The sequence below is a fragment of the Arthrobacter sp. 8AJ genome (assembly GCF_902506025.1).
Lineage (GTDB): Bacteria > Actinomycetota > Actinomycetes > Actinomycetales > Micrococcaceae > Arthrobacter.
Genome location: NZ_LR733289.1, coordinates 1947556 through 1970592, shown reverse-complemented (window position 1 = coordinate 1970592; position 23037 = coordinate 1947556). Strand labels below are relative to the sequence as shown.

At 65.4% G+C, this 23037-nt stretch carries 25 protein-coding genes and 2 pseudogenes; 12 read left to right on the top strand and 15 right to left on the bottom strand.

All coding sequences use genetic code 11. The features are described 5' to 3' along the window. The first annotated feature begins 106 nt into the window (after positions 1 to 106). From BACI349Y_RS09180 to BACI349Y_RS09145, 8 genes are all read left to right on the top strand, one after another. Positions 107 to 958 (top strand): universal stress protein, encoded by an 852-nt coding sequence (locus tag BACI349Y_RS09180; RefSeq protein WP_159631841.1) that lies wholly within the window; start codon positions 107 to 109, stop codon positions 956 to 958. Positions 959 to 1017: 59 nt separating this feature from the next. Continuing rightward, positions 1018 to 1548, top strand: coding sequence for a hypothetical protein (locus tag BACI349Y_RS09175; RefSeq protein WP_159631840.1), 531 nt, complete (start codon positions 1018 to 1020; stop codon positions 1546 to 1548). After that, positions 1545 to 1739, top strand: coding sequence for a hypothetical protein (locus tag BACI349Y_RS09170; protein ID WP_159631839.1), 195 nt, complete (start codon positions 1545 to 1547; stop codon positions 1737 to 1739). Before BACI349Y_RS09175 ends, BACI349Y_RS09170 begins: the two co-directional genes overlap by 4 nt. A 51-nt stretch (positions 1740 to 1790) precedes the next feature. Continuing rightward, positions 1791 to 2660: an HNH endonuclease gene (locus tag BACI349Y_RS09165; RefSeq protein ID WP_159631838.1), complete on the top strand. Its 870-nt coding sequence runs from the start codon at positions 1791 to 1793 to the stop codon at positions 2658 to 2660. Between the two features lie 23 nt (positions 2661 to 2683). Beyond that, on the top strand, positions 2684 to 3631 hold the full coding sequence (locus BACI349Y_RS09160; RefSeq protein ID WP_159631837.1) for an alpha/beta fold hydrolase: 948 nt from the start codon (positions 2684 to 2686) through the stop codon (positions 3629 to 3631). 197 nt (positions 3632 to 3828) lie between these two features. Continuing rightward, positions 3829 to 4329, top strand: a complete 501-nt coding sequence (locus BACI349Y_RS09155; protein WP_159631836.1) for a DUF2087 domain-containing protein — start codon at positions 3829 to 3831, stop codon at positions 4327 to 4329. 42 nt (positions 4330 to 4371) lie between these two features. Next, a complete protein-coding gene (locus tag BACI349Y_RS09150) occupies positions 4372 to 4857 on the top strand; it encodes a hypothetical protein (protein WP_201302418.1) in 486 nt (161 codons plus the stop codon). Positions 4858 to 4913: 56 nt separating this feature from the next. After that, on the top strand, positions 4914 to 5468 hold the full coding sequence (locus BACI349Y_RS09145) for a DUF3090 domain-containing protein (RefSeq protein ID WP_159631835.1): 555 nt from the start codon (positions 4914 to 4916) through the stop codon (positions 5466 to 5468). 24 nt (positions 5469 to 5492) lie between these two features. Here BACI349Y_RS09145 and BACI349Y_RS09140 read toward each other — a convergent pair whose 3' ends face one another. From BACI349Y_RS09140 to BACI349Y_RS09130, 3 genes are all read right to left on the bottom strand, one after another. Then, on the bottom strand, positions 5493 to 6038 hold the full coding sequence (locus BACI349Y_RS09140; RefSeq protein ID WP_159631834.1) for a hypothetical protein: 546 nt from the start codon (positions 6036 to 6038) through the stop codon (positions 5493 to 5495). A 46-nt stretch (positions 6039 to 6084) separates the two neighbouring features. Continuing rightward, entirely contained in the window at positions 6085 to 6822 is a 738-nt protein-coding gene (locus BACI349Y_RS09135) for a PspA/IM30 family protein (RefSeq protein ID WP_159631833.1), read from the bottom strand. Between the two features lie 301 nt (positions 6823 to 7123). Then, a complete protein-coding gene (locus BACI349Y_RS09130; RefSeq protein WP_159631832.1) occupies positions 7124 to 7522 on the bottom strand; it encodes a DUF7793 family protein in 399 nt (132 codons plus the stop codon). Positions 7523 to 7739: 217 nt separating this feature from the next. On the opposite strand from BACI349Y_RS09130, the gene BACI349Y_RS09125 reads away from it, so the two are divergent. Further along, complete coding sequence (locus BACI349Y_RS09125; RefSeq protein WP_159631831.1) at positions 7740 to 9269, top strand: HNH endonuclease signature motif containing protein; 1530 nt, start codon at positions 7740 to 7742, stop codon at positions 9267 to 9269. 129 nt (positions 9270 to 9398) lie between these two features. On the opposite strand, the gene nrdF is transcribed toward BACI349Y_RS09125, so the two are convergent. From nrdF to BACI349Y_RS09085, 8 genes are all read right to left on the bottom strand, one after another. Next, a complete protein-coding gene (gene nrdF, locus BACI349Y_RS09120) occupies positions 9399 to 10373 on the bottom strand; it encodes a class 1b ribonucleoside-diphosphate reductase subunit beta (RefSeq protein WP_159635439.1) in 975 nt (324 codons plus the stop codon). 534 nt (positions 10374 to 10907) lie between these two features. Then, entirely contained in the window at positions 10908 to 13028 is a 2121-nt protein-coding gene (gene nrdE / locus BACI349Y_RS09115) for a class 1b ribonucleoside-diphosphate reductase subunit alpha (protein ID WP_159631830.1), read from the bottom strand. Positions 13029 to 13048: 20 nt separating this feature from the next. Then, positions 13049 to 13519, bottom strand: coding sequence for a class Ib ribonucleoside-diphosphate reductase assembly flavoprotein NrdI (nrdI, locus tag BACI349Y_RS09110; RefSeq protein ID WP_159635436.1), 471 nt, complete (start codon positions 13517 to 13519; stop codon positions 13049 to 13051). Between the two features lie 104 nt (positions 13520 to 13623). Beyond that, entirely contained in the window at positions 13624 to 13869 is a 246-nt protein-coding gene (gene nrdH, locus BACI349Y_RS09105; RefSeq protein WP_013601222.1) for a glutaredoxin-like protein NrdH, read from the bottom strand. 370 nt (positions 13870 to 14239) lie between these two features. Further along, positions 14240 to 14761, bottom strand: a complete 522-nt coding sequence (locus tag BACI349Y_RS09100) for a TspO/MBR family protein (protein ID WP_159631829.1) — start codon at positions 14759 to 14761, stop codon at positions 14240 to 14242. Between the two features lie 35 nt (positions 14762 to 14796). Then, a complete protein-coding gene (locus BACI349Y_RS09095; RefSeq protein WP_201302417.1) occupies positions 14797 to 16173 on the bottom strand; it encodes a class I SAM-dependent methyltransferase in 1377 nt (458 codons plus the stop codon). Further along, a complete protein-coding gene (locus tag BACI349Y_RS09090) occupies positions 16170 to 16901 on the bottom strand; it encodes a DUF1365 domain-containing protein (protein ID WP_159631828.1) in 732 nt (243 codons plus the stop codon). Before BACI349Y_RS09090 ends, BACI349Y_RS09095 begins: the two co-directional genes overlap by 4 nt. Continuing rightward, entirely contained in the window at positions 16898 to 18295 is a 1398-nt protein-coding gene (locus BACI349Y_RS09085; RefSeq protein WP_159631827.1) for an NAD(P)/FAD-dependent oxidoreductase, read from the bottom strand. Before BACI349Y_RS09085 ends, BACI349Y_RS09090 begins: the two co-directional genes overlap by 4 nt. A gap of 95 nt (positions 18296 to 18390) precedes the next feature. Here BACI349Y_RS09085 and BACI349Y_RS09080 point away from each other — a divergent pair, with 95 nt between their 5' ends. The 3 genes from BACI349Y_RS09080 to BACI349Y_RS09070 are packed head-to-tail and all read left to right on the top strand — an operon-like array spanning position 18391 to position 20368. Further along, a complete protein-coding gene (locus BACI349Y_RS09080; RefSeq protein WP_159631826.1) occupies positions 18391 to 19308 on the top strand; it encodes a LysR family transcriptional regulator in 918 nt (305 codons plus the stop codon). Positions 19309 to 19353: 45 nt separating this feature from the next. Beyond that, positions 19354 to 19860, top strand: a complete 507-nt coding sequence (locus tag BACI349Y_RS09075; RefSeq protein ID WP_159631825.1) for a DUF2004 domain-containing protein — start codon at positions 19354 to 19356, stop codon at positions 19858 to 19860. 46 nt (positions 19861 to 19906) lie between these two features. After that, a complete protein-coding gene (locus BACI349Y_RS09070) occupies positions 19907 to 20368 on the top strand; it encodes a DUF4386 family protein (RefSeq protein ID WP_236560777.1) in 462 nt (153 codons plus the stop codon). Positions 20369 to 20393: 25 nt separating this feature from the next. On the opposite strand, the pseudogene BACI349Y_RS09065 reads toward BACI349Y_RS09070, so the two are convergent. The 4 genes and pseudogenes from BACI349Y_RS09065 to BACI349Y_RS09050 form a co-directional block, all read right to left on the bottom strand. Beyond that, a pseudogene (locus tag BACI349Y_RS09065) lies at positions 20394 to 20679 on the bottom strand (5-methyltetrahydropteroyltriglutamate--homocysteine S-methyltransferase); the annotation flags it as partial. Between the two features lie 15 nt (positions 20680 to 20694). Then, complete coding sequence (locus BACI349Y_RS09060; RefSeq protein WP_159631824.1) at positions 20695 to 21660, bottom strand: methylenetetrahydrofolate reductase; 966 nt, start codon at positions 21658 to 21660, stop codon at positions 20695 to 20697. Positions 21661 to 21988: 328 nt separating this feature from the next. Then, positions 21989 to 22705 carry a hypothetical protein gene (locus BACI349Y_RS09055; protein ID WP_159631823.1) on the bottom strand — a complete coding sequence of 239 codons (717 nt, stop codon included), beginning with the start codon at positions 22703 to 22705 and terminating at the stop codon, positions 21989 to 21991. Further along, positions 22702 to 23037 (bottom strand): annotated as a pseudogene (locus tag BACI349Y_RS09050) (vWA domain-containing protein); the annotation flags it as partial. The gene BACI349Y_RS09055 and the pseudogene BACI349Y_RS09050, both read right to left, overlap by 4 nt.

Sequence of the window (23037 nt, the reverse complement as noted above, 5' to 3'; positions counted from 1 at the left end):
CATGTCCCTCCCCACTGCCTAGAATCAGGATGAAACCAAGGAGCAGGCCGGCCAAAGGGCCGAAGGTCCCGCCGGTGAAGATCATGGCGGTCAGGAGCGCTGAGACGTGACGCAGGAGTCAGGGTCCATTGTGGCCGGCTATGACGGGTCGGATGAGGCTGCCGCCGCCGTCCGCTGGGCGGCGCGCTGCGCACACGCCACCAACCGCTCCCTCCGTGTGGTGCACTGTTCGCTGTGGCCGCTGCTGACCCGGCACCTCGGTCCGGTCCCTGGCGTGTCTGGTAGCGGCCTGGAACAGTCGGCCAGGTCCATCCTCGAGGACGGCGTGGCGGTGGCCACCGCGGAGGTACCCGGGTTTCAGGTCAGGAGCACCCTGCTGCACGGATTGCCGGCGCAGCATCTGGCCGAGATTTCCGCAGGTGAACGGATGCTCGTGGTGGGCAGCCGCGGCCTGGGCGGCTTCCTTGGCCTCCTGGTGGGCTCCGTGAGCCTGGAACTGGCAGCCACCGCCACCTGCCCTGTTGCCGTGATCCGGCCGGAGCTCCACCCGGACGGTCCCGTCGTCGTTGCCGTCGATGCCTCGGGTTCCCCGGGAGCACTGGATGATGCATGCGGCCTGGCGTCGGCATGGCAGGCACCCCTCAAGGTGGTCCACGTCCGGCACGGGCCCGCAGGCTATCAACTGCCTGAAGGACAGGGTGCCGCCGCTGAAGCCCAGGAAATCCTGGCGTCGGCAGTGAACCGCGCAACTGCCAAAGCGCCCCTTGTGCGGGTGGACGGTGAAGTGCTTGCGGACACCTCGGTCCCGCACGCCATCCTCAAAGCCGCAGGGGAAGCCAGGATGGTTGTGGTTGGTTCCCAGGGCCGCGGCATCCTCAGGGAGACCATCGGCTCAACTGCACACGCCGTTTTGCGCCACGCCCGCGGACCCGTCCTCATTTCACGGCACGGCGGCTGATGCAGCGGACTGCGGGTGTCGGCCCGGCTGCCGGCCGCGCTGCGGCCTAAGCTGGTCGGGTGACCCCTGTTCCCTCCCCCGGCCCGTTGGATGTCGTGGTCCATTCCGGCCCGGCGGACTGGTGGGTCATCCTGGCCGGCCTCGGACCCCTGGCGGTCCTCATCGCCGCGTTGCTGGCCTTTTACATCAACTGGCGCACGCTCAAGCAGCGCACGGCGGCCGACAAAACAGCGCTGGAGCAGAAGCGCGAGGCTGACGCCAACGCCCTTCAGCAAAAGACCGAGTCGGACAGCCGGGCCGAGTGGTGGCGACGGACCCAGTGGGCGCTGGACCGGGCACTCGATCCCGATGAAGGGACCAAGGCGCTGGGGCTGGCGACGCTGGAAGTCCTGGCCCGGAGCGAACTGGCCCGCAACGAGGAGCTCGAGCTGTTCGACATCGCCTGGAAGAGCGTGTCCGGAGACGAGAACGGCGATGAGCCTGAGCCTGACGCCGGCTCCGGGCAGGAATCGGCCTTCGTGGACGACCGCGGCAACTTAGGCGAGAATGGAACGACGGATGAAGACAGTACCAAGGAGGTTGGACCATGAGCGCAACGTCGCCTGAACACCGGTTTGTCCACGCTCCCCGGAACAGCGCTGCCAAGCCCGCCACGAAAAAGGCCTCACCTGCCGAGCACCGTGTCCAGGTTGCCGCCGCACGGCTGCGCGTCACCCTGGATGAACGCCTGGGGCGCGAGACGCCCGCAAAGACCAAGGCACTGGCCAAGGAACCGATCTAACCCGCCTTCAGGGCTTGGGGGTCGACGACGCGTGGCGGGGTTTGGTGGACAGTGGCTGCAGTAATTCTCCGCTGCGACGCCGACACGCTGCGTCGCTGGAACTACCGTGCCGCCGTCGCGCAGGTATCCGGGTCCGGAACCTTCCTGGACCGCTGGCACACCGGCTTCCGTCCTGACGTCAGTCCGGGAACCGAGGCCTGGCTCCTCCTGGAGGGAAGCAATGACGCCGCGAGCGGCCTGATCGGCCACGGGTTCGTGACGTCCGAGCCGTACCAGGCTGCCGCCGGTGTGGAGGCCGTCTCCCTTGGCTGGTTCTTCGCGCTGGCTTTGGATTCACTCCTGCCGCTCGGCGAGCAGATCCGTCCCGGCATCCTGGGCGGCGCCCTCCCCAACGGCCTGCGCGCCAGCCTGAAGGACCCGTCCGTGGTGACCCTGCCGCCGTCGTCCGTGCCTGTACTGCGCCGGCTGTGGCGGGACCACGGGCCATCCACGGCGGACCCTGCCGAGGTGGCGGGCGGGACCCTCCCGCCGGAGGCCGTCAGCACCATCCAGGTGAGCCGCTACGAGCGGGACCCCGATGCGCGCCGGGCCTGCCTGGCCTTCCATGGCACGTCGTGCGCCTCCTGCGGCTTCTCTTTCGAGTCCGCCTACAGCGGGGCGGGGACGGGGGTGATGGGCGTCCACCACCTGGCTCCCCCATCCATGCTTGACGGCCCTTATCAGCTTGACCCCGTTGCCGACCTCGTTCCGCTCTGCCACAACTGCCATGCCGTGGCGCACAGCACCAGTCCGCCCCTGACCGTAACCGAACTCCGGAGCATCATCTCCGCGGCCGGGCATGTGAAGGGTGAGGTGGTCACGGACGTGGCACTCCGGGCGCAGGAGGATGCGCGGCGGATCCTCGAGGGCGGCCAGATGTAGCGTTGCTGGACTATCTTGGGACCATGGCGGAGCCGGGCCGGAAAGAGTACGGGGTTGACCCCGAGGAGTTCGGTTCTGCCCAGGTAGATGCGGCCGCCCTGCTGGATGCCGGGTTGGGCGACGTCGATTGGTCGGTCCCGCCACTGGGCGCCGTGCAGTTCACGATCGACGTTCCCAGCGGAAAGCTGGCCGCCATGGCCTTGGGAAATCCGGAAGATCCCTCCGTCGTACTAATACCCGGTGCCACGGGCTCGAAAGAGGATTTCTCGCTCATGATGCCGGACCTCACCGAAGCCGGCTACTACGCGCTGACCTACGACCTGGCGGGCCAATACCAGTCAGCCGGCGCCGGCCCCGAGAACCTGGTGCCGCCCCGGAAGCATTACGACTACCGGTTGTTCGTGGATGACTTCCTGGCCGTCCTGGAAACCACAACCACCCCGGCCCACATCGTGGCCTATTCCTTCGCGGGCATCATCGCCCAGCTTGCCTACGTGCAGCGGCCCGAACTGTTCCGGTCCATCACGTTCCTGGGGTGCCCGCCGGAACCGGGCCAGAGCTTCCGGGGCGTGAGCCGTATTGGCCGGTTCAGCACCTGGGTGAACGGCCGCGCCGGCGCTGCCCTGCTGATCTGGGGAATCCGGAGCGGCAGGGTGGCCCATGTACCGCCGGGACGGCAACGGTTCGTCAACTACCGCTTCCGCTTCACCCGCCGCGCCTCCGTCCGCGATATCTACACCCTGATGCAGAACGTCCCGGACCTTCGGGCCGCATTGGCGGAGGCGCCGCTTCCCAAGTTCGTGGCGGTGGGTGAACATGACCTGTGGCCGCTCCGGCTGCACCGGCTGTTCGCCCAGGCAATCCGGGCGCGGATAGGGGTGTACCGCGGTGGGCACAGTCCGTGCGAAACATCCCCGCACGAGTTCAGCCGCGATCTCCTGGCCCTCTACGCCAAGGACGGGGACGCGTAACGCGCTTCCGGCATGCCCGCTCCGGTGCCTCCTTCGGTGCTGCCAGGGGCGAACCCTGCGGACAGGGCATCGGTACAGATCCACCTCACCACCGCTTCCCGGGACCACGGCACCAGGGCTAGGATTTTGCGGCACACTCCAATGCCTGGGTGTGAGTACGTGAAGAGGAGAAAACCGAGGTGGCCGGAGGCACAGGAATGAACGGCCCGCATTGGCGGCGGGTGCTGGCAGCACTGGGCAATGCCGATGCGAGGATTGCCTACGCTCAGATTGTGCTGGGTGCGGCGGCCAAGGACGTCCTGCCTGGGGTGAAGGAACAGCGGCGGGTGCGGGCGCTCGCAGCACTGACTGAGTCGGGGCTGGTGCAACAGCAGACATCGGGTGGGCTGGTGGCAGTGGACTCGATTTTCCGCGACCTGCTGGCCCAGCAGCCGCGCCGGCAGCCGCGGACTGGGCTGGACAGGTTCATGCGGCTGGGGCGGATCGAGCGATACCCTGCGAACGTTGCCGAGCGGCGGGCCCTGCTGGCAAGGATCGCCAACGAGATCGTCGAACCTGGCGAAACGCTGACGGAGCGGCAAGTCAATGAGCGGCTGCTCAGCTATACCGACGACGTCGTCCTGCTGCGCCGCTACCTGGTCGACTTCGGCCTTTTGCAGCGCACGCGCACGGGCTCGTCCTATTCATTGATGGAGTAGCCGGCGCCGTGCCCTTTGAAGCAGTGCAGTAGCTTGGAGCGCATGAGCGACTCGTCACGTGTGATGCCGGGAGGCACTGTGAAGGGGGCCGTGGCTTTCGGCGCGGTCGCGCTGTTGTGCGTTGTGGCGGGCGGGTTGGTTGCGGCAGTCACCGGTCCGCTCCGTCTTGAGCATGGGTCGTGGGCCGCTGCGTACCTGGTGCTCGTCGGAGGAGTGGCACAGGGTGCTTTGGGCATTGCCCAGTACTTCCTGGCCCCGCAACGCTTTGTGGGGTGGAAAGCAGTTGCGGAGCTGGTGGCCTGGAACGGCGCCTCTGCGGCCGTCATTGGCGGGACATTGACCGGCAACCCGTGGGTTGTTGATGCCGGCGGGGCGCTGCTGGTTGTTTCGCTGGCATTGATGTTCCGGACCGTTCAGGGCCGGGGCCCAACGTCCGGTTGGTTTTCGTGGGGATACCGGGCCCTGCTGGTGGTGATCGCCGTCAGCATACCTATCGGGCTGGTGCTGGCTCACTTGCGCGCTCCGTGAACTCCCGTGCGGCAGGGCAAACCCGCCGCGCACGCCATCTCCCCTAAAATACTCACATGCCTACACTTGTTCACGAGTTTGCCTGGCCGGATCGGGTCGTCATCGGCACCGTCGGAGCTCCGGGTGCGCGCACGTTCTACTTGCAGGTACGCGCGGGGGCGCAGCTGGTGAGCATCGCCATGGAGAAGCAGCAATCTGCCCTGCTCGCCGAGAAGATCGATGAAATTCTCGACCAACTCATCACCCTCGAAGGGAACCCGTTCAGCGTCCCCACCGGCACGCCCATTGAGCTGGTCGACAACGATCCGCTTGAGGCTGTTGAGGAGCAGTTCCGGACCGGTGCCATGGGCCTGGGCTGGGACCCAGCGACGGCGCAGGTGGTGATTGAGGCCTATCCCCTCTCCGATGCCGATGTTGATCCAGACGACGAGTCCGTTGGCGAGGACGGGGCCGAGGCTCCCGAAATGCTGTTGGTGCGGATGCCAGTAGGGACAGCCCGCGCCTTCACCAAGCGCACACGTGAAGTGGTGGGCGCCGGGCGGCCCCTTTGCCCGCTCTGCGGAAACCCGATCGACGCCGACGGGCATGCCTGTACTCCTCCTGAGCTATGATTCCGGCGATCTGCCAGCCACAGGCTACGGCGACGCGGACTCGACGGCGTGCTCGAGTTTCTGGAGGTTAGCCGGGCCGGCTGCGAATTCTATGACGCCGCCGTCTGAGTCCAGGGTGAGGATCCGGAAGTCCAACGGCACGCCCTGTTGATTGTCGTGACGGTTAATTTTCCGCACCGGAACGCCTGATGTCCCCAGCCCGGTGAGAGCCTTGCTGCGGCCACTGGGGATCAGCGTGTCGTCGACGATGGGCTGGAAATCGATCCGCCTGGCTCCCGGCCTGGCAATCCCCATCTGCCAGATGCTGCTCAACGAGCCCGGCGATGAATCGGGGAATCGCAGGAAGACGACCAGGTCGCCGTGCTCATCAAGCTTCTCCGCCGTGGTCGGGAACCGCTTCGTCAGGAAGAACACGCCGCCACCGACCATCAGCGCGTAGAAGACGGCGTTCGCGATGGCGTCGTCGGGGCTTCCCCCGGCGATAAGTCCTGCTGCCAGAATGACGGCACAAGCGAGTGCGCCAACCAGAACGGCACGGAGCGCGGGATGCATCTCGCCCCACTTCCTCATGGCGCCATCCTAGGGGCAGAATCTTCCAGCAGCTACGGCTCCATCCTCACCCATCCCGGGAGCCGGGGGCCTTCCGGTCACCCGCTTTGAGGGCCGCCAGCCGGGCTTCCACTTCGGTCTGCTCTCCGAGGTCCTCCAGTGATGCGAACTGGGCCTCAAGGGAGGAGGATGCGAGTTCCTGCTGGCCGCGGACGGTGGCTTCCTGGCGCCGGACGTTGTCTTCGTAACGGCCGATCGCCGATGTCGGGTCTCCACCGCCCAGGGCTTTGAGGGCGTCGTTGACCTGGGACTGGGTGGCGGCGACCCGGGCACGGTTAACGAGTTCGTTGCGCTTTACGGTCAGTTCCCGGAGCTTGGCCCGCATCAGGTCCAGGCCGTTCTTCAGTTGGTCGACAGCCTGGTTCTGCGCGGCCAAGGTGGGCGCCTGGGACTTGGCCATTGATTCGGCGGTCATTTGCCGGCTGAGGGCGAGCCTGGCCAGGGCGTCAAACTTGTCGGCGTCCGCGTTGTTGCCGGCGGCACGGAACTCATCGGCCTTGCGTGAGGCGGCTACGGCCTTGCTGCCCCAGGTGTTCGCGTCGTTCACTGCCCGGGTGTAGTCGTCTTCGGCCATCCGGAGGTTGCCGATTGTCTGCGCCGCGGCGGCCTCGGCTTCGCGGATGTTCTCCGAGTAATCCCGGATCATCTGGTCCAACATCTTCTGCGGGTTTTCGGCTGAGTCCAGGAGGGTGTTCAGGTTGGCCTTGGCGAGCTGGGCAACGCGGGCGAAAATACTCTGCTTCACGGGGTCTTTCTATCGTTGATGGAATTCGCATCCTATCTGACCGCCGTCATCCAAAAACCAGTGGTAATGCCAGAGCCACTCTTGAGCGAACCTTGTGCCCATCGTGGGTTGCCGTTCAGTGACGGGTCCTATCGTTGAGGTCAAGATCCTGCCGCTGGGGCAGGGTCTGCACATCGAGCCAGGGCCGGCGGCCGGAGCATCCCGAGACCGGATGCAACCCCCCAATCCGCCGCCGGCCCCGTGCCCGTAGATGCGGATCGGCGGGCATTCCTCGCGGGTGTTGCCTGGATGGGAACCGCGATCAGTCGGTGTCGCCCAGTTCCGTGGCTTCCTCCTCCGAGTCCTCAAGCAGCCACGCCATTGCCTTGTCCCGAGACGTGAAATACCTGACCGGGAATCCCGTCGGTGCCAGGGGGAGGCGGAACATGCCGATGACGCGATCAACGGGAGAGGAACCCAGCAATGCCATACGCGAAATGCTGGCTGCGTCGGGAAAGACTTTTCGAGCGGCCGCAGAGTGGGTCACACCGTGGATTTCGACCAGCATCGGCAACCTGGTGCCCTGGGCCAAGGAGGAGATGGCCGCGAGGGCGGCGTTGGCCACGTCGATGCCTACGTAGGTTCCCTGCTTCCAGCTCAAGCGAAGGACTCCATCGGACAACTCCAGCGTCGCCTTGCCTTTGATGTCCACTGTGCTCATGTGTCCCCTGTCGTGGAAGTGCAGCGCAGCTCCTGACCGTAGCTGAACGGCGTCGCCTCTGCAGCAGAACGGACCCACACGCCGTGGGCCACTGTGCGCAACCCTTTCATCTGCTCACATAGCCTATGGGCAACGACTATCCGGGGGTAGTAGCGAAAACTTCCGGTGCAGTCCACTACCCGCTCAAATTGTCAGACCCTCCCTTCATCATTAGTACATGGGACGGGACGCGGTGGCAGAGGCATTTGAGGCGATCGACGCCGCCCTTGCCGTGGTCCGTGGCGAGGTAGCCAAAGCCGCATGCGGAGCGCCCGCAGCCAACGATCCCTTGGCCGCCGGCGCCGACGAATGCCTGGACATCCTGGCCGGACTGGCTCGGACCGAGGCCCGTGTCGCCGCACTGAAGGCCGAGGCTGTGGCCACGTTCGCGGAGTCAGCGCGGTCTATCGCTCCCCCGGACATCCCGGTGCAGGCGCAGGAAATGGCCATCGCCGCGGAGGTAGGCTGCCTCCTGGCCATCGGCGACCGTGCCGCCGGTGCACTTCTGGCACAGTCCTACGCGCTCACGACCTCGCTGCCCCGGACTATGGAAGCACTCAAGGCTGGAACTATGTCGTGGCAGCACGCCCGCGTCATGGTGGAGGAGGCCGCCACCCTCAACCCTGACGCCGCGACCGCGTTGGAGGCCCACTTCCTCGACCCGGACGCGCCGGACGCTGCCCGCGGTTGCCCCGCAGGGGAGATGCCCGCATACCGCCTCCGGCGCAAGGCCCGGGTCTGGCGCGAACGCAACCATCCGGACAGCATCGAAATACGGCACGCAAAGAGCGTGACGGAGAGGTGCCTCGAGTTCGCTCCGGAGCAGGACGGCATGGCACGCTTGTCCGCATACCTGCCGGCAGACAAGGCTACGGCCATCTGGAACCGCTACACCGCTATTGCCCGGGGCTTCCAGGGACCCAACGAGGAGCGCACCCTCACCCAACTTCGCGCGGATCTTTTCGCCGCTACGGCCCTCCGCGGGGGCAGCGGCTGCACCGGTTGCTGCGGCGGGTCCGCGGGAACTGACGACGCCGGTACCGCGTCGAAGGGGCTTGCTGACATCCCCGTTCCCCGCGCCGAAGTCCTGGTCACCGTCCCGGTATTTTCCCTCCTCGGTGCCACGGACGAACCAGCGATGCTGGACGGTTATGGCCCCATCCCGGCTGCCATGGCACGGGATCTCGTAGCCAACGGAGCTGCTTCGTTTTACCGCGTGCTTGTGGATCCCCGGGACGGCGCCCCGCTGGAAATAGGCCGCACCAGCTACCGGCTCACCAAGGCCATGCGGCGGTGGCTGCGTTTGCGGGACGGCAAGTGTCCCTTCCCCGGCTGCAACAACAGTTCTTTGGACAACGAAGCAGATCATCTGCTCGCCTGGCACCAGGGCGGGACCACTGGAATCAGCAACCTGGGACAGCCATGTCCCAAGCACCATCGGTTGCGGCACACCAGCCGGTGGCGGCCGACGGCGGCGTCAAAGAATGTGCCGCCCGGCTGGGTTTCGCCCTCCGGGCGCAATTACAAGAGTGAGCACCAGGACTGGGAGCCACCGAAGTTGCCTTCGCCGCCGCAGGCGCGCGCTGGCATCCTGGCTCAACCAGGCAGCAACTCAATGATGCCAGCGGGCAAAGGCACAGTGGACTACTTCCGCCTGCCGCGGTCCCTCGGAGAGGACTGCCTGGCTGCGTACCTCGCCGCGCGGTGAGCTCAACGTGTGCTGTCGGTTCGTGCCGCCCGGGAAGCGCAATGGACCCCGCGCAAAGCGTGCGGGGTCCATTGAAACCGGCTGTCACAGTACAGAATGTGCCGCCGGCCTGCGTATCGAAATAACCAGTTAGAAGTCCCAGTCCTCGTCTTCGGTGTTCACGGCCTTGCCGATCACGTAGGACGAGCCGGAGCCGGAGAAGAAGTCGTGGTTCTCGTCAGCGTTCGGGGACAGAGCCGAGAGGATGGCCGGGTTCACGTCGGTGACGGATGCCGGGAACATCGCCTCGTAGCCCAGGTTCATCAGGGCCTTGTTGGCATTGTAGTGCAGGAACTTCTTGACGTCCTCGGCCAGGCCCACGCCGTCGTACAGGTCGTGAGTGTACTGGACCTCGTTCTCGTACAGTTCGAAGAGCAGCTCGAACGTGTAGTCCTTGATTTCCTGGCGGCGTTCCTCGGACACGGTTTCCAGGGCGCGCTGGAACTTGTAGCCTATGTAGTAGCCGTGCACGGCTTCGTCGCGGATGATCAGGCGGATCAGGTCGGCCGTGTTCGTGAGCTTGGCGCGCGAGGACCAGTACATCGGCAGGTAGAAGCCCGAGTAGAACAGGAAGCTCTCCAGCAGGGTGGAGGCCACCTTCCGCTTCAGGGGGTCGTCGCCCTGGTAGTAGTCCATGACGATCTGGGCCTTCTTCTGAAGGTTCTCGTTCTCGGTGGACCAGCGGAACGCCTCGTCGATCTCCTTGGTGGAGGCGAGGGTGGAGAAGATCGAGGAGTAGCTCTTGGCGTGGACGGACTCCATGAACGCGATGTTCGTGTAGACGGCCTCTTCGTGCGGGGTCAGCGCATCCGGAATCAGGGAAACGGCGCCCACAGTGCCCTGGATGGTGTCCAGCAGGGTGAGCCCGGTGAACACGCGCATGGTGAGCTGCTGCTCGACCGGGGTCAGCGTGTTCCACGACTGGACGTCGTTGGACAGCGGCACTTTCTCCGGCAGCCAGAAGTTGTTCACCAGACGGTTCCAGACATCCACGTCCTTGTCGTCCTGGATCCGGTTCCAGTTGATGGCCTCGACGTGGCTCAGCAGCTTGACCTTTTCGCTCATCATTTCCTCGCCTTATATTTTCCGACAGAACCAGTACACCTGGGCCTGGAGTTGGGGGCCGGGCCGCAGGCCTCAGCCCCCAACCCACTTACACGCGCTGACTTATCGTCCCGCCAGGATTTCGCTTCGCCGCTGCATCGGTGACGAATTGTCCCGACGCCGCCGACCGGTTCACGGTCTTGGCATTAGACGTTCCGCTGCCTACGCGCTCGGTTGTCGTCTTCGACGGCCACCGAGCGGCTGCTGCATTACTGACGAAGCGGCCGCTACCGGCGCTTCTGTTTACAGTCCTACCCATAATTATCACCTCCTCCGAGGCAATTACGCCCCGGAGGAGGACCGCCTGGCGGCGGTGCAAAACTCATGTAAACTCAACAGTCCAAGGTGCAACTTTGGAGCCGTCTCGTTTTCCGGGACATATGAGGAGTCATGTTCGAGCATGGCTCCTCATAGCTTTTAAACCTTACCTACGACGGCGGGCGGGCACCCGCCGTCGTACTCAACCTTTGGTCTCGCCAGGCTCGACCAGCGGGGCTACAGCATGCAGGAGACGCAGCCCTCGACCTCGGTCCCTTCCAGCGCGAGCTGGCGGAGACGGATGTAGTAGATGGTCTTGATCCCCTTCTTCCAGGCGTAGATCTGGGCCTTGTTGATGTCGCGGGTGGTGGCGGTGTCCTTGAAGAACAGCGTCAGCGACAGGCCCTGGTCCACGTGCTGGGTGGCGGCAGCGTAGGTGTCGATGACCTTCTCGTAGCCGATCTCGTACGCATCCTGGTAGTACTCCAGGTTGTCGTTCGTCAGATACGGCGCCGGGTAGTACACGCGGCCCAGCTTGCCTTCCTTGCGGATCTCGATCTTGGACGCCACCGGGTGGATCGAGGAGGTGGAGTTGTTGATGTAGGAGATCGAACCGGTGGGCGGAACGGCCTGCAGGTTCTGGTTGTAGATGCCGTGCTCCATGACGGAGGCCTTCAGCGCCAGCCAGTCCGCCTGCGTGGGGATGTGCACGTCCTTGAAGAGCTCGCGGACCTTCTCGGTCTGCGGCACCCACTCCTGCTCCGTGTACTTGTCGAAGAACTCGCCGGAGGCGTACTTGGACTTCTCGAAGCCGCCGAACGTCTGGCCGGTTTCGATGGCCAGCAGGTTGGAGGCGCGGACGGCGTGGTACACCACCGAGTAGAAGTAGATGTTGGTGAAGTCCAGGCCCTCTTCGGAACCGTAGTGGACCCGCTCACGGGCCAGGTAGCCGTGCAGGTTCATCTGGCCCAGGCCAATGGCGTGGCTCTGGTCGTTGCCCTTGGCGATGGACGGCACCGAGGTGATGTTGGACATGTCGGACACTGCGGACAGGGACCGGATGGCCGTCTCGATGGTCAGGCCGAAGTCCGGCGAGTCCATGGTCTTGGCAATGTTCAGCGAACCGAGGTTGCAGGAAATGTCCTTGCCGGTGTCATCGTAGGACAGGTCATCGTTGTACGTGGTGGGCTGGGAAACCTGGAGGATTTCCGAGCACAGGTTGGACATGATGATCTTGCCGTCGATCGGGTTGGCCCGGTTCACGGTGTCCTCGAACATGATGTACGGATAGCCGGATTCGAACTGGATCTCGGCGAGGGTCTGGAAGAACTCGCGCGCCTTGATCTTGGTCTTCTTGATCCGGGAATCGTCCACCATCTCGTAGTACTTCTCGGTGACCGAGACGTCGGAGAAGGGCATGCCGTAGACGCGCTCCACGTCGTAGGGCGAGAACAGGTACATGTCCTCGTCCTTCTTGGCCAGCTCGAACGTGATGTCCGGGATGACGACGCCCAGCGAAAGGGTCTTGATGCGGATCTTCTCGTCCGCGTTCTCGCGCTTGGTGTCCAGGAAGCGGTAGATGTCCGGGTGGTGCGCGTGCAGGTACACGGCGCCGGCACCCTGGCGGGCACCGAGCTGGTTGGCGTAGGAGAAGCTGTCTTCGAGGAGCTTCATCACGGGGATGACGCCGGAGGACTGGTTCTCGATCTGCTTGATGGGCGCACCCACCTCGCGGATGTTGGTCAGTGCGAACGCCACGCCGCCACCGCGCTTGGACAGCTGCAGTGCGGAATTGATGGAGCGGCCGATCGACTCCATGTTGTCTTCGATGCGGAGCAGGAAGCAGGAGACCAGCTCGCCGCGCTGCTTCTTGCCTGCGTTGAGGAAGGTGGGGGTGGCCGGCTGGAAGCGGCCGTCGATGATCTCATCCACCATCTGCAGGGCGAGCTGCTCGTTGCCGCGCGCCAGGTGCAGGGCCACCATGCAGACGCGGTCTTCGTAGCGCTCCAGGAAGCGCTTGCCGTCGAACGTCTTCAGCGTGTACGAGGTGTAGAACTTGAACGCGCCCAGGAAGGTCTCGAAGCGGAACTTCTTCTTGTAGGCCCGGTTGAACAGGTCACGGATGAAGTTCATCGTGTACTGGTCCAGCGTCTCGCGCTCGTAGTACTGGTTCTTCACCAGGTAGTCGAGCTTCTCTTCCAGGTCGTGGAAGAACACGGTGTTGTTGTTAACGTGCTGCAGGAAGTACTGGTGGGCGGCCTCGCGGTCGGCGTCGAACTGGATTTCGCCGTTCGGGCCGTAGAGGTTCAGCATGGCGTTCAGCTCGTGGTAACCCAAGCCCTTGTAGGCGACGGGCATCTCAGGCTTCTGGGCCCTGGTTACTTCTGTGTCTGCGACAGTCGTGTCCAAAACGTGTCCAATCCTTGGTTGACCCGGGTGACGTCTTCCGGCGTTCCCATAAGTTCGAATCGATAAAGGTGGGGTACCTGGCATTTGGCGGCAATGATGTCCGCGGCCATGCAGTAGTTTTCCCCGAAGTTTGTGTTGCCGGCGCCGATGACGCCGCGGATCAGTTGCCTGTTCTGCGGGTTGTTCAGGAACCGGATGACCTGCTTGGGTACGGACCCCTCTCCCCCGGTGCCGCCGTAGGTTGGCACAACCAGCACGAAGGGCCGGGTGGCGAGGAGGGGTGCGTCCTTTGCATACAACGGGATCCGGGCCACCTTCCGGCCAAGCTTCGCGACGAAGCGGCTGGTGTTCTCGGATGCCGAGGAAAAGTAGATGAGCGGGCTGTCCGTGACGACCTGCTCCGGTTGGTGGTGCGAAGTGGCCGGCGGGGACACCTCCACGCGCTGAGCCGCGTGGTGTTGCGAAGCGCTTCGCTGTGCTGTTGGTGCTGCCATGGGAGTCACCTCAGCTGGTTGATGGTTGCCGGCAGGAAAAGCTGTGGCTCCTAGGCCACGGAGGAAACGGCTGACAGCGCGAGTTCCTCGATCTTGTCCGGGCGGAAGCCGGACCAGTGGTCCTGGTCGGTGACCACAACGGGAGCCTGCATGTAGCCCAGTGCCTTCAGGCGCTCGAGTGCCTCGGCGTCCTGGGAGATGTCAACGCTCTGGTAGGTGATGCCCTTCTTGTCGAGCGCGCGGTAAGTGGCGTTGCACTGAACACAAGCAGGCTTCGTGTAAACCGTTACGGTCATTGTCCCTGTCCCCTTAGTTGAACTCTTCTGCTGGGTCGGTGTCCCCGTCCAGCTGTATGTAGATACTACATGTAGTGCAGACGCCTCTTTGGAACCCCAAGATGATGTATTACAAGTATGTCATTTAATGCACCGTTAATCCACAGGCAGGGACTGGAAAAATGCCCGGGATCCCGGGATTTTTGCGGTCTGGGTCCACACCCTGTGGATGGGGTTGAACACATATGCACAGTCCGCGTGTCGTGATTCCCGGCGTGTCGCCCGGCCGTCCGGCCACAAGGAAAAGGGTCCCCGACCACTACATGTAGTGGTCAGGGACCCTTGGGACCTGCAGCACACCCGAAGGACGCTGAACCGGCAGCCCTTCCGCCTAACGCCTGGCTGGATTGAGCCGGGCGATGGCGGTGGACAACACAGTGGCGAAGCCGCACCATGCCGCATACGGAGCCAGCGATGCTCCGGCAACCCGGTTCAGCCGGTACGTCCTGCGCACCAGGTCTGCGCCGCTGGCCGCCAGTACCGCCGCCTCGGCAGCGGCCAGCCACGGCCGGCGGGAGCGCCAGAAGAACCAGCTCCATGAAGCGTTGAGTACCAGGTTGGCGGCCAGTGCACCCCTGTAGGCGCGCAGTTCCCGGCTGTGGTCCTTCCTGACCGGACCCGGAGTGTCGGCAGCCCTGTCCAGCTCCACCGCGTTGTCGAGTGCGGCGGCGGACGTCACGGCAAGGTCCGCATACAGGGCCGTCCACACCACGGGAAAGGCAATCGCGGGCGGCTGCCAGTCCGGCTTGCGCAGCTTAAGGTACCAACTGCTCCGGGGGTCCGTCGCAACACCGCCCGCGGCGGCGGTGGCCACCGTCGCCGCGGTGGTCCACGCGAGCGTCTTCAGTTTCATGCGTCCTCCTGTCCCCGCTGGGTACACGGTGAAACCTACAGCTGCGCCTCCCGGCGGTCCAGCACAATCTGCTGCACGTCCAGGTACCCGGACTGGAACCCGGCGCGCGAGTAGCAGAGGTAGAACAGCCACATCCGCTGGAACACGGCGTCGAAGCCCAGCTCCCCTACCTCGCGGGAACGGGCAAGGAACCGTTCCTCCCACAGCCGCAGGGTGGCAGCGTAGTGGTCGCCCATGCCCATCCGCTCCCGAACCCGCAGGGTGGTGTGCTGCTGCGTCACGCCCTCGATGGCCCGGACGGACGGCAGGAAGCCGCCGGGGAAGATGTACTTGTGCACCCAGGTGTAGGCATTGCGGGTGGCCAGCATGCGCCCGTGCGGCATGGTGATCGCCTGGATGGCCACCTTTCCACCCGGGGCCAGGACGCGGTCGATCGTCTGGAAATAAACGGGCCAGTACTCGTACCCCACGGCCTCGATCATCTCGACGGACACCACGGCGTCGTACTCCCCTTCCACGGCGCGGTAGTCCTGCAGGGCCACCGTCACGCGGTCCGCGAAGCCGGCCTCCGCAATGCGTTCCTGCGCCAGCGCCTGCTGCTCACTGGACAGCGTGACGCTGTAGACGGTGGCGCCGCGGGCCGCGGCACGCAGGGCAAGCTCACCCCAGCCGGTGCCGATTTCCAGCAAGCGGGTACCCTCGCCCACGCCGGCCTTGTCCAGCAGCCGGTCGATCTTGGCCTGCTGGGCCTCCGCCAGGGAATCCCATCCCACCGAGGACAGCGGCCCGGCCCCGCCGGGAAACAGCGCCGACGAGTAGCTCATGGTGATGTCCAGGAAGTTGGAGAACAGGTCGTTGGACAGGTCGTAGTGCCGCGAAATGTTGCTGCGGGTGTTTTGTTCGGCGTTGCGTTCCTGGCGCGGCGTCCGCGGCAGGTACAGCGAGCGCAGCTTCTGCAGCGGCATGGGGATCAGCGTGTCCACTGAGGCCGCGAAGACTTCGAGCACCGCGGCCAGGTCGGATGCCTCCCAGTCACCGGCCATGAAGGATTCGCCCAGCCCGATCAGCCCGTTGTCGCCGATCCGCGCCTCGAATGCTGCGGGCCGCAGCATGGTCATCACGGGGGCGTCCGGTCCGCCCATCCCCAGGACCGAACCGTCAGGGTATTCAACGCGCAGCGGAAGCCGCTTGACTGCACCCCTGAACATCAGGCCCGCGGCCTTCCCTGCAACATCGGCCTTGAGGCCCGACGGCGGCTGGGCAACACCGGGCCACAGGGCAGGATCGATGGTGGCGGGCGCAGCGGGGACCCCGCCGGCGGTCCAGGCTGCGGGCGGGTGGGTGGCGGCCGGCCCGTGGGTCTTGTTGTGGACGGAAGCTGAAGCAGTTCCGTTGTCGTCAGTCATTGTCATTGAACTGCCTCCTGTGAGGGGTGATGTGGTCTGGCAACGACGGGCAGGCGTCTTGCCCAGAGTTTAATGCCCTGGACCCGGATCAGGGCGGATACCAGCAGCGGCGCGGCAGGCACCGTCAAAGCCGCCGCAAGGATGTTGGAATTGGTGGCTGGCCTGCGGCGGCCGTCCATGGTGGCCACGAAGGGGCGCTGCCCTTCACGCTCCAGCACAATGGACACCGCAAGCCTGTCCCCGGGCGCGGGGAGCTTCATCCGGTACTGCCCGTCGACGTCGTTGAAAGGTGAAACGTAGAAGGCTTTCGGCACCGAGCCGCGGCCGCCGGGATCGGTGTGCAGCAGGTAGCAATGCCGCTCGCCATAGGTGTTGTGGACCTCGGCCACCACGCACTGCAGTTCCCCGGTGGAGCGGTAGCACCAGAACAGGGTGAGCGGATTGAAGACGTAGCCGAAAACCCTGGCACTGGTCAGCATGTGGATGGCGCCGCCGTCGGGCTCTATTCCCTGGGTGCGCAGGTACCGCTCCACGTTGGAGCGGATGTCCGCGTCCGGATCGCCCAGGTGGTCTCCGGCGCGGAACACCGCGAGTGGCCGGAGCAGCCCGGGCAGGCGGGGAAGGTTGTCCACGTCCACGAACCAGCTGTAGCTCCGGTAGGTGAAAGCATTCTTCAACGGGGTGCGCCGCACATGGGAAATGGACGTGCGGTAGATCGAGGCCTCCATGGTCATACAGGTTCTGCGGACAGCAGTTCCCGCTCCCCCTCGCCGGTGGAGTCCGTGGAATCGTCGGCCCGGGCCACCGGCCAGGTGCGGCCCAGCTTCTCCGCGGCGCGTACCCCGGAGAGGGCTCCGTCCTCGTGGAAGCCCCAGCCAAGGTACGCCCCGGCGTACGCGATCCTGCCGTCGCCCAGCGCCGCGATGGCCTGCTGGGCTTTCAGGGATTCCGGGGTGTACTGCGGGTGTTCGTACACCATCCGTTCCAGCACGGCGTCGTCGGAGATCAGCTCCGACTCGCCCAGGCTCACCAGGTAGGGGCGGCCGTCCGCGGGCTCAAGCCGCTGCAGCCGGGTGAGGTCGTAGCTCACCAGCACCTTGTCCGGCCGCGCGTCGCAGGCCGGGAGCCGGTAGTTCCAGGACGCCTTGGCGTTGTCCGCCGCGGGCAGGACCGCGGGGTCCTGGTGGAACACGGTGTGGTTCACGGAATAGGGCATGCCGGCGAGCGCCTCCTTCTCCTCCGGGGTGGCGTCGCCCAGGAACCCGAGGGCCTGGGCGGGATGGGTGGCGATCACGACGGCGTCAAAGCCTTCCAGCCCCCCGGCCGTTGCCAGCTCCACGCCCTCGGGCAGGCGCCGGATGGCGGTCACGGGAGTGTTGAGGCGCACGTCGGAGAGCGTGGCGGCAAGCTTTTCGACGTACCGTGCCGAGCCGCCGGTCACGGTGCGCCACTGAGGCGAGCCCTTGACGCCCAGCATGCCGTGGTGGCCAAGGAACGTGAAGAGGTACCGCGCCGGATAGGCCAGGGCGGTGGTGGGATCGCAGGACCAGACGGCGCTGACCACCGGGGTCATGAAGTGGGAAATGAAGTAGCTGCTGAACTTTTCCCGCGCCAGGAATTCCCCCAGCGTCAGTTCGGGCACGTCGACTTCGTCGCTGACGGCCGACGGCGGCGCCGTCCTGAGCAGTGCCCTCGCCTTCCGGTAAAAGCGGGTGACCTCCAGCAGCATCAGCAGGTAACGGCCGCGCAGCAGGCTGGAGGGCTTGGCGATGATTCCGCGCGCGCCGTCGCGGGCGCCGGCGTATTCCAGTCCGCAGCCGTCGCAGCGGATGGACATGCTCATCTCGGAGTCCTGGGTTTCGACGCCAAGTTCCGCGAAGAGCCGGAGCAGGGTGGGATAGGTCCGTTCGTTGTGCACGATGAACCCGGTGTCCACGCCGATGACGCTTCCGTCGGCCTGGGGCATGTCGTGGGTGTGGGCATGGCCGCCCAGCCGCGAATCGGCCTCAAACAGGGTGACGTCGTCCTGCCTGTTCAGTACGTAGGCGGCGGTCAATCCGGCCACCCCGCTGCCGATCACGGCTACGCGCCGCCGGCCGCCTGCACTTACTGCTGGGTCAAGTGACACTTCAGGCTCCTCTGCTGAACATTGCCGCTGTGCTGGTTATACAGACGGCTATTCGGCGCGGTCGCGGCGGCGGATGGGTGCAGTACTGTGAACTGGTGGTAAACCCCGTACACCTGAAGACCTTACTGGAGGTCACGCGGCTGGGATCGTTCGCTGCGGCAGCCGCAACCCTCGGCTACACGGCCTCCGCCGTCTCGCAGCAGATGTCAGCATTGGAGCGGGAAACGGGAGTCACCCTCTTCCAGCGGTCGGCGCGCGCCGTGATCCCTACGGAAGCCGCCGTCGTCATGACCCGGCACGCCGCCAAAGTGCTCACGGACATCGAAGCACTGATGGCCGCCGCCTCACGGACGCAGGACACCGGCAGCCAGGAACTGCGGCTGGGGATCTTTCCCAGCCTGGCAACGTACGTCCTGCCGCGGATCCTCAAGAATCCCGCGTGGAAGAAGCTGGGAATCGACCTGCGGGTATCCGTCGCAGAACCGGGCCAGACCATCCAGGGGCTGCGCACCGGAGGCGACCTGGACCTGGCCGTGGTGTTCCAGGTGGGCCAGACCGGCTTCGCGTGGCCCAACACGATCAACCGGCAGTGGATCGGCGACGATGATTTCCGGGTGGTGCTTCCCGCCGGCTGGGGCTTCCGGGCCGATGCGAAGGTCGCGGCCGACCACCTCTCCGAGATGCCCTGGATCATGCACCATCCCGGCACCAGTGACGCCATGGTCATTGAGCGCCTCTTCGCCGGCTGCAACCTGCACCCGCGGGTGATGGCGCACAGCGATGACTTCCATGCCAGCCTGGAGATGGCGGCTGCCGGCCTGGGCGCTGCCCTGGTTCCGGAACTGGCGCTGCGGAACAAGCCCGCAGGCGTGGTGGTGCTGGACGTCCCCGAAATCCGGCTGGCACGGAACGTCTTTGCGCTGCTGATCAATGACCGGAAAACGGCCCGGGTGCAGCTTTTCGTTGACCTGCTGGCCGAAACGCTCGCGGGGATGCGCACCGCGGTGAATTAGCCCGGAACGCTGGAATGGTCTGCCCTTCGGGTCTATGTTGAGAATATGAACAAGGTAGCGAGCCAGCACTTTGGGGAGATTGAGCTCAACCACGGCATGGATCACCTCTTCGCCGCCAAACATGAGCTGCGCGGCCATCCGCTGGAACTCGACCTGAACATCAACGCCCACGACCACTTCGATGAAGCCGCACTGCGCAAGGTGGAATACCGGCTCCGCTTCCTGCCCGAACTGGTGGACGAGGTCCGCGAAATGATCGCCGAGGAGCTGGAGCAGGAGGGCACCAGTCCACAGGAATACCTGCACTTCCACTGCAACGCGCTCAAGGACGAGCAGCTGCACAAGGTATTCGGCGTCCAGGACCGGAGCCAGCTCACCAATGAGGTGTTCCTCAAAGCCCTGAAACTCGGGCATGTTGCCATCTACCCGGGCCAGCCGGAACGCTATTTCGTCCTGGATTTCACCCTCGGCGAGCACTTCACCGATGAGGTCCTGGTGGCATCCGCTGACCAGGACGGCGTGGTGGACGACGAAATCGTCTGGGAGTCCTGAACGGGGCTTTTGGCACTGGCCCGCCGTCGACATCCAGCGGCACGCCGTGTCCTGGACTGCCCGCTTCGGTGTCCTCTCCGCAGCTGCCGCCCTGGCGCTCTATGCAGCCCTGCAGGCGGTGGACGGCGTGGCACTGAAGCAGGCGGTGGATGCCTGGGCCGCCGCGCCCGAGCCGGAGAAAGCGGCACGGTTCGCCACGGCAGAGGGCATCCGGTGGCTGGAATGGGGAATGCGCAGCTACCAGAACTTCCTGCTGGGCACCGCGCTGGTGCTTCTGGGTGTTGTTGTCGCAGCGGCCCGCGACGTTTCCCGCATCATCGGCTACCTCATGGCGCTGTCTGGTCTGGCCTATCTGGTCCAGGGATGGATCATCGGGGCCTCGGGATTCTCCGCGGCGAACACGCTGCCCACCTTGGTGGGCATCGTGGCGATCCTCGCATGGACCGTGTGGCTGCTGGTGAGCGCCCTGAGGATGAAAGAGGCGGCGCCGGCAGGCCACATGGGGTGACCTGCCGGCGTGCGGCCCGTCTCGGTCAGCGTGCCGTTTCCAGCAGTCCTGCCCGGACGGCTTGCGTGGCCTTGACCAGGTTCCGCAGGGATTCCTCAGTTTCGGCGTGGCCGCGGGTCTTCAGGCCGCAGTCAGGGTTGACCCAGAGCTGGCGGGACGGTACATGCCGGACGGCGGTGCTGAGCAGCTCAGTGACTTCCTGCTCGCCGGGAACGCGCGGGGAGTGGATGTCGTAGACGCCGCGGCCAAAGCCGCGTGGCCTCAAGGTCGTGGACAACCTCCATGCGGGAACGGGCGGCCTCGATGGAGGTGCGCCGGGCCGGCGTTCAGCTGGCCAGCTGGGGCCGGGCAACGGCAGCCCGGGCGTGGCTGCTGCGGTTGTGGCGTGGCAGGGCGAGCTTGTCCAGGACTTCCAGCGCGCTTTGGTGCTCGTTGAAGGTGTAGAGGTGGAGACCGGGAGCTCCGGCATCGAGGGCGGCATTGGCGAGGTCGACGGTGGCGTCTACGCCGATGTGGAGCCTATCAATGTCGTTGTCCGCAGCCGCGAGGCGTTCCATCAGCCTGGGTGCCGGTTCCACTCCCGCCAGTTCCCCCAGCCGGTTAAGGCGGCGGAGGCTGGTGAACGGCATGACGCCGGGGATGATGGGAATGCTCACGCCGGCACGGCGGGCACGGGTGAGCAGGTTCTCGTACTGTGCGGCTTCGAAGAACACCTGGGTGATGGCGAAGTCGGCGCCGGAACGCTGCTTGGCGAGCAGCACTTCGACGTCGTGGTCCTCGCTGGGTGATTCCGGGTGGCGGGTGGGATAGGCGGCCACGCCAACAGCGATCTTCCCGGCACAGAGCAAGGCCGAACGTCGCTGCTCCACCCGGCGGATGAGGTCGATCAGGTTCTGGGCGTACCGCAGGGACCCGGCCGCCGGCTGGGCGCCGTCCTGGGGGAGGTCGCCGCGCAGGGCGAGGATGCCACGCACCCCGATGTCCAGCAGGTCGCCAATGACCGCAGCAAGTTCCTGGGGGGTGTTGCCCACGCAGGTCAGGTGGGCCAGTGGCCGCAGCGTGGTTTCGACCAGGAGCCGGTTGATGAGCTCGAGGGCGGTGTCCCGGTTTGATCCGCTGGCGCCGTACGTCACGGAGACGTAGTCAGGCTCAGTGGTCTCCAGCTCACGGATGGTGGTCCAGAGGGTCTCCGCAGCCGCGGGCGAACGCGGGGGGAACAACTCGTAGGAGAGCGCCACCGGGGCGGTCTCGGATAGTTGGGGATGTGCGTCAATAAGGCCTGGTGGTGACATTTGCATCCTTGGCTTTTGGGCCATTGGGGCTGCCTGCCTGAGGAGGCGGACAACCGGCAATGAATTTGAGTTTGGGGAACACGGAGGGACTCCACGAGGACGTAGCCGCGACTGCTACGCCTGGAATGAAGTAGTCCGTGAGCAAATGTCAGGCCCACATGGGGGCACCCACACCCTCCGGAAGGGAGGATCGCTGACACGTTACCGCGGTAACTTGTATAAGACTCTAGGGGTGCCGGCTCAGGAGGTACAAGTCGGCGCCGAATTAAGACGCAGTTTTACAGGTTGTTTCTTCCGGCAACAGAATTTTCTTCGCCGGCAGCCGTTCCTACCAGGGCCGCTCCGGCGCGGTCCCGCCGTTGCTGTCCAGGTACTCCTCCCGTTCGCGCCCGCTGTTCCGCTCGCGTTCGGCCTGCCGCGCACTGTCCTGAAGCTGGCCCAGTTGGCTCTGCCGCGTGTCACCGGATGGATCAGGAGACGGCTCCCCGGCTTGCGGAGGGTCCTGCGCCGCTTTTTGTCCGGCAGCCCCCAGTTTGTCTTCCAGCCGCCCCTCAGCGTCCGACAACCGGCTGCCCGCTCCGTCCTCCGCGTCGTTGGACCGGCAGCTTTCCGGCGCCTGCCCGCCAATGTCCAGCGCCTGCTTGAAGAGGGGAACGGCCGACGCCGGGTCGCCGACCTGGAGGCGCTGGTCACCAAGGCGTTCAATCACCAGGACCAGGTTCACCCGCACCAGGCATTCGTCGCCCGAGCCTGCCGGGACCATCTGCAGTGACTGTTCAAACAGGGCTCTGGCGGTCCCGTCATCACCTGCCAGCACGGCAGCGTCCCCCGCTGCGAACGGCGCCTTGTGCGGCTCCACCAGGTTGGCGATCCCGAGGCCGCCGGCCGCCGTGCCCACCGTGGATGCGCTTCCGGCCTCGAAACCGGCGGCGGCCTGACGGGCGAGAATACCCAGGCTGAGGAGCTTGGCGGCGAAGCACAGTATGAGGAGCGCCGGCAGGGCGGACCACAGCAGCAGCCGGCGCCTGCGGACCGTGGCGTTCACCGTACCCCCCTTTCGCCGCGAGAAGGCCGAAGCCCGCGAAGCTGCCGCAGGATGCCCACCGCTTCCGGCAAGGCCAGCAGGAAGGCTCCGGCGGCGAAGATCCAATAAAGCTCAGTGGCCGCGGCCAGCGAACCGTGCTGGTCTGACCGTTCGGCCCTGCCGGGGTGCGCCTGCTGCAGCATGGCGGCCGCCGGATCGCCGGCGGCACGGTGGACGTAGGGCACGCCCAGCTGGGAGGCAATGGTCCTCAGCCGGCCTTCGTCGATGACCGACAGTGCGTCCCCTCCGCCGCCGGCCCGGGTGTCCTGCACGTACTCCGCCGGCGCACGCGG